Annotated in this window: 5 protein-coding genes and 1 other annotated feature; of the genes, 4 read left to right on the top strand and 1 reads right to left on the bottom strand. The window is 65.3% G+C overall.

Annotation, left to right across the window (positions count from 1 at the left end):
* The first annotated feature begins 20 nt into the window (after window positions 1–20).
* Window positions 21–2,630 (top strand): TrlF family AAA-like ATPase, encoded by a 2,610-nt coding sequence (locus tag FCK90_RS09300; RefSeq protein ID WP_158034019.1) that lies wholly within the window; start codon window positions 21–23, stop codon window positions 2,628–2,630.
* Window positions 2,631–2,645: 15 nt separating this feature from the next.
* Here FCK90_RS09300 and FCK90_RS15375 read toward each other — a convergent pair whose 3' ends face one another.
* The gene (locus FCK90_RS15375) at window positions 2,646–3,419 is read right to left on the bottom strand and encodes a DNA (cytosine-5-)-methyltransferase (RefSeq protein WP_181954262.1); all 774 of its coding nucleotides are present in this window, start codon (window positions 3,417–3,419) and stop codon (window positions 2,646–2,648) included.
* Between the two features lie 101 nt (window positions 3,420–3,520).
* On the opposite strand from FCK90_RS15375, the gene FCK90_RS09310 reads away from it, so the two are divergent.
* The 3 genes from FCK90_RS09310 (at window position 3,521) to FCK90_RS09320 (ending at window position 5,969) form a co-directional block, all read left to right on the top strand.
* Window positions 3,521–3,841 carry a transposase gene (locus tag FCK90_RS09310; RefSeq protein ID WP_181954263.1) on the top strand — a complete coding sequence of 107 codons (321 nt, stop codon included), beginning with the start codon at window positions 3,521–3,523 and terminating at the stop codon, window positions 3,839–3,841.
* Window positions 3,799–3,951, top strand: a sequence feature (AL1L pseudoknot). It overlaps the preceding gene by 43 nt.
* The gene (locus FCK90_RS09315; RefSeq protein WP_158034022.1) at window positions 3,847–4,680 is read left to right on the top strand and encodes an IS3 family transposase; all 834 of its coding nucleotides are present in this window, start codon (window positions 3,847–3,849) and stop codon (window positions 4,678–4,680) included. It overlaps the preceding feature by 105 nt.
* The gene (locus FCK90_RS09320) at window positions 4,620–5,969 is read left to right on the top strand and encodes an IS30 family transposase (protein WP_423126265.1); all 1,350 of its coding nucleotides are present in this window, start codon (window positions 4,620–4,622) and stop codon (window positions 5,967–5,969) included. Before FCK90_RS09315 ends, FCK90_RS09320 begins: the two co-directional genes overlap by 61 nt.
* The last annotated feature ends 106 nt before the right edge of the window (window positions 5,970–6,075 follow it).

A 6,075-nucleotide genomic window follows, 5' to 3' on the forward strand; every position in this document is an offset into this window, starting at 1 on the left:
CCGAACGAGTGGGTGATCTGATGGCCGGCGCTCATTGGGTTCGCGCAGCTCTGCAGGTCAACCCGTACGCGTACGAAGGGCGTAACTCGCCCTCAACGAGGTTCGCCTCGGAGGCGGACTACAACAAGGCGCTTCTCGACAAGTGCGACGAGCTTGGCATCGAGCTCATCGCAATCACCGATCACTGGGCCATCGACACGGCGAGTGGACTCATCCAGGACGCGACGGCGCGTGGCGTCGTTGCTTTGCCTGGATTCGAGGCCAATACAGCTGAAGGGTTTCACGTTCTCGTCATCTTCGAGACCGGCACCGCTGCTGCCGATGTGAACGCGGCCGTTGGTGCGTGCGGGGTCACCCCAGGGTGCAACAACGGTACTGTCGGGCAACCTTTCGAGGACATCTTGGAGAAGATGTCGGATCGCGGTGCTCTGGTCATTCCGGCGCACGCTAACGTGGCGAACAGTGGGATGCTGACGGGTCGCCAGGGCAATCCGCTCGCCAAGCTGATCAACCATCCAAGGCTCCATGCCCTGGGGATCACGCCAAGCGTGGCTGCTGCGCAGGAGCAGGAAGCCATTATCGAACGTCGTAAGCCGTTCGACCGAAAGCACCCGCTCGCAGTCATCCATGCCGACGACATCTCCCACCCGGACGCCTTGGATTCAGAGGGTGGCTCAACGTGGTTCAAGGTGAGCACGCTGACCGTCGAGAGCCTCAAGATTGCGGTCCGCACCCCCGAGACTCGGATCGCTCTCGCTGACCCCAAGGAGGAGACGCGTCCTCTTCTGAAGGAGATTTCCTGGGTTGGCGGTTTCCTGGACGGCGTCACGATCCCGCTCTCGCCGGACCTGACCGCGTTGATCGGTGGACGAGGAACGGGGAAGTCCACCGCCATCGAGAGCCTTCGCTACGTCCTGGGTCTGACGCCAATCGGGGCCTCAGCCAAGGCCGACCACGAGGCGATCGTCAGCAGTGTGCTTCGCGCAGGCACCGTCGTGAAACTCACTGTCGAGGCCACCTCGCCGAGGGTTCAGACGTTCACCATCGAACGGTCTGTCAACAACACTCCGGTCGTTAAGGATGCCAGCGGTACTGTCACGAGCCTTCAGTCGGCTGACGTGATCGGAGACGTTGAGATTTTCGGCCAGCATGAGCTGGCGGAGTTGGCGAGCGACAGCGAGAAGGTCGCCAGCATGCTCCACAGATTTCAGGGCAATGGAGACCTGACGGCCGATCACAAGGCGACGCTGGCAAGGCTGAAGGAGAACCGCGACAAGCTCGCGCGCGCTGAGAAAGACAAGGTCGAGCTCGAAGACGAGCTGACGGACGTGCCGCGCTTGGAAGAGCAGGTTCGTCATTTTCAGGAGACTGACGTACCCACTCGGCTCAGTGAGGTCACCCGGCTGAACCAGGACGAGGCGGTGTTCGCTGAAGGGCGATCCCGCGTTGCGGATGCCAAATCGACCCTGACGGGTCTGACCGACACACAGCTGGCGGCGAAGCTCGGTGCGACCTACGACGGGCTCGATGAGTCGCCACAAGCCGACACTCTAGGCCTCGTTCGCACTGCGACGACGACGCTTGCGGACACGCTGAAGTCCCTCGCTACGCAGGCGCAGGCGGCGATCACGGCTGCGGAGACCGCAATAGCCTCGGCCGCGACTGGTTGGACGAACGCTGTCCGTGAGCAGCGCGAAGACCACGCAAAGGTTCTGCGCCAGCTCGTCGAGGATGGCCTTGAGCCCGACAAGTATCTGGCGACAACGAAGGCGCTTGAAGACCTCAAGGCCAAGGAGCCGCGGCTGATCAGCATCGATGCCAATATCAAGGAACTGGTCGCTTCCCGCAAGACCCTCCTCCAGGAACTCACCGAGAACGAGAACAAGCGGGTGGAAGCCCTGCACGATGCGATCCGAACTGCGAACGCGGCAACAGGCGGTGTCGTCATCGTGAAGCCGATCGCGGCTCGGGACCGCCGACACATCAAGACGCTCATCGAAAGCGCGATCAGCGGGCAGCGAACGCAGATCATGGCTGCCATCGACAGCGATGGCTTCTCGACACGGGCGTTCGTTGAGGCTGCTCGCAAGGGTCAGGCCGAGCTCGCGGACAAGTTCTCCGTCCGGGGCGCACAAGCTCGCGGAGTCGTCGACGCCGGCGAGGCCCTCTTGCGCCAGCTCGAAGAGCTTTCGGTCGGAAACGCTGTAGAGGTTCAGCTCGACATCGGGGCGGGAACAGGGACTCGCGAGTTCAAGAAAATGGACGACCTGTCGAAGGGGCAGCGGGCCACTGCACTGCTGTTGCTTCTCCTCGGGGCGTCGCGTGCGCCACTCGTCATCGACCAGCCGGAGGATGACCTAGACAACCGCTTCGTCTACGACGGCGTTGTCAAGAATCTCCGTGAGCTCAAGGGTAAGCGCCAGATCATCGCAAGCACTCACAATGCCAACGTGCCTGTGCTCGGCGATGCTGAGCTGATCGTCGCGTTGGAAGGCAGCGGCCGAAACGGCAGGCCTACCGATGGTGGCATCGGGTCGCTGGACGATGCCCTCATCCGTACGCTCGCTGAGTCGATCCTTGAAGGTGGGCCGGCGGCGTTCAACGCAAGGCAGCATCTATATGGGTTCTGACGATCGCTCGGGTCCTCATGTCAGAAGTGTGGTGAGGGCGGTAACGGCTTGTATCGGCAACACGCCGTTGCCGAGCGCGGTGATCTGCTGGTTCTGCGTCAGGTCGTCGGCATCGGTGACCCAACCAGTCGGAAGACCCATGAGCCATTCGACGAATGCTGGTGCTGGGCGGGGGCCGTCGGCATCGTTCAGGAGCGCTGGCGCCGGCGCGGGCCGTCCGGTGATGTGCTCCCAACGAGTGATGGCGTCGGCGTAGCGTCCCCAGCGCTCAACAGTACGTCGATCAGGGACCACAGCGTTTCCGATTCGGCTCTCCTGCTCGGTGAGCCAGCCGGTCCGTGGAGTGCGAAGTCGATGATCTGGTGCGACAGTGCGATCGTCCCTCGTCTCGCTCGCACTTGGTCGAGCGTTTCCCCGCCGCGCGATGAGTCCGTCGCCAGCGGGGTGCGGAACAGTGCGCCGGGCGAGGGTGAAGATGCGGAAGCGTTGGTGAGGAGCGCCGACAAGGGAAGCCGGTAGGCCGATCCATCGTGCATCCAGCCGCAGGTCGGCCAGATCGCCGAGAACGGCGCCGAGAGCCCGTAGAGGTCGAGTTGCGTTGTCTCCCAGATGCCACGGGTCGCGTTCCATGCCGCGAAGGGTTGCGCCGTCGGGGGTTGCATCGCCTGGGTTGCGTCGTTCATGGTCGTCTCCTTCTGCGGGTGGCCGTGTCGCGGGTGAGGACAGCAGCCCGCGGACGTTCTCGATGACGACCCATTCGGGCTGGACCACGTCGATGGCCGCGGCCATGTGCGCCCACAGACCCGAGCGCGTGCCAGGCGCGAGGCCGGCGCGCTTGCTGAAGCGCCCCGGGTTCGGTGGAGGCTCTCAACTCACGGAGGATGAGAGTCTTGGCAGCACCGAAGAAGTACCCGGACGAGTTGCGTGAGCGCGCGACGCGGCTCGCGGTCGAGGCACGACAGGACCCCGCGCGGAAGGCCGGTGCGCTCCAGCGCATCAGCGAGCAGCTCGGGATCAACCCGGAGACGCTGCGGGGCTGGGTGAAGCAGGCCGAGATCGACGCCGGGCAGGCGCCCGGGGTGACGACCGCGGAGGCGCAGCGGATCAAGGAGCTTGAGGCCGAGGTGCGGGAGTTGCGGCGGGCGAACGAGATCCTGAAGACCGCGTCCGCGTTTTTCGCCGCGGCGGAGCTCGACCGCAAGCTGAAGTAGCCGAGGTGCCGACCGCGGTGCTGGTCGAGTACATCGACGAGCACCGCGACCGGTTCGGGGTCGAGCCGATCTGCCAGGTCCTGCGTGACACGGACGTCCAGATCGCCCCGAGCACCTACTACGCCGCAAAGAGCCGGCCGCCGTCTGCCCGGGCTGTCAGGGACGCGGAGCTGACCGAGGACATCCGGGTGGTCCACAAGGCGAACCTCGGTGTCTACGGCGCCCGGAAGATCCATGCGGCCCTGAACCGGGAAGGCGTCGAGGTCGCCCGCTGCACCGTCGAGCGGCTGATGCGCGCCGCGGGCATCCAGGGCATCCGGCGCGACAAGACCCGCAAGACCACCTTCGGAGACGGCGCGGAGACCGACCGGCCCGCCGACCTCGTGAAGCGCGCGTTCACCGCGACGGCACCGAACCAGCTCTGGGTTGCGGACCTGACCTACATACGTACCCACGCCGGGTGGACCTACGCCGCGTTCGTCCTCGACGTGTTCTCTCGCCGTGTCGTCGGCTGGCAGGTGTCCACGTCGCTGCGCACCGATCTCGCCCTCGACGCGCTCGACATGGGCCTCTGGGAGCGTCGCAGAGCGGGGCAGGACATCACCGGGCTGATCCATCACAGCGATGCCGGAGTGCAGGGCGGATTCAACTGGTCGTCGCAACACCTCGGTCTCGGAGGTGTTCGGCAGTGGCGACGAAGGACTGGACCGCGAAGACGAGCGATGTGCCCGAGGGTGCGCGTCGTCAGTGGCGTGCTGATCGGGCGTTGCGTCCGCCGATGCGTTCGCCCGGGCGGCCTGAGCCCTCGCGGGCGGTGCAGCGGCAGTTCTGGCGTCTGATCGCGACGGGCCTCACCTCGGCTGAAGCGGCGCTGAAGGTGGGCGTGTCCGTGCCGGTCGGAGCCCGTTGGTTTCGCCACGCTGGCGGTATGCCACCGATCTCGCTGCCCGAGCCCACCGGCCGCTACCTGTCCTTTGAGCAGCGCGAGGAGATCGCGTTGCTCCGCGCCAAGCAGATCGGCGTTCGTGAGATCGCGCGCAGGATCGGCCGTGACCCGGGAACAGTCTCCCGCGAATTGCGCCGTAACGCGGCCACGCGCAGCGGGAAGCATGAGTACCGGGCGTTGGTGGCGCAGTGGAAGGCTCAGCAGGCAGCGAAGCGTCCGAAGACGGCGAAGCTCATCACCAACGATAAGTTGCGCGAGTATGTGCAGGATCGTCTCGCCGGGAACGTCCGCAGGCCCGACGGCACCGTCGTCGTCGGGCCGGAGCCGCCCGCGTGGAAGGGGCTGAACAAACCGCACCGGCAGGACCGGCGCTGGTCGCTGGCGTGGAGCCCGGAGCAGATCTCGCACCGGCTGAAGGTCGACTTCCCGGATGATGAGTCCATGCGCATCAGCCACGAGGCGATCTACCAGTCGCTGTTCATCCAGGGCCGTGGTGCGCTCAAACGCGAGCTCGTCACCTGCCTGCGAACCGGCCGCGCGCTCCGCCAGCCGCGGGCTCGAGCGCAGAACCGCCCGCAAGGGCATGTCACCGCCGAGGTCGTGTTCTCCAAGCGTCCGGCGGAGGCTGCGGATCGCGCCGTTCCCGGGCATTGGGAAGGCGACCTGATCATCGGCACGGGCCGGTCCGCGATCGGCACGATCGTCGAACGCAAGAGCCGCTCGACCCTGCTGGTGCATCTGCCGCGGCTGGAAGGCTATGGCGAGATACCGCCCGTCAAGAACGGTCCCGCCTTGGGCGGCTACGGCGCTGTCGCGATGAACGCCGCGCTCAGCGCGTCGATGACGAAGCTTCCCGAACAGCTCCGCAAGACGCTCACCTGGGACCGCGGCAAAGAACTCTCCGGCCACGCCCAGTTCACACTCGAGACGGGCACCAAGGTGTTCTTCGCCGACCCCCGCTCGCCCTGGCAGCGGCCGACGAACGAGAACACCAACGGTTTGCTGCGACAGTACTTCCCGAAAGGAACAGACCTCTCACGGTGGTCCGCGGAAGACCTCGAAGCCGTCGCTCTCGCGCTCAACAACCGACCCCGCAAAAGTCTCGACTGGAAGACACCCACCGAAGTCTTCGAAGAGCAGCTACGCTCACTCCAACAACCCGGTGTTGCAACGACCGGTTGAAACCAGGCAGTATCGAGCCATTCGCTACACCGAGCGCCTCGCCGAAGCCGACGCCGTCGCGTCCGTCGGAACGGTCGGTGACAGCTACGACTGTCAGTCTCTTTCT

The organism is Kocuria coralli (assembly GCF_008831305.1).
Lineage (GTDB): Bacteria > Actinomycetota > Actinomycetes > Actinomycetales > Micrococcaceae > Kocuria > Kocuria coralli.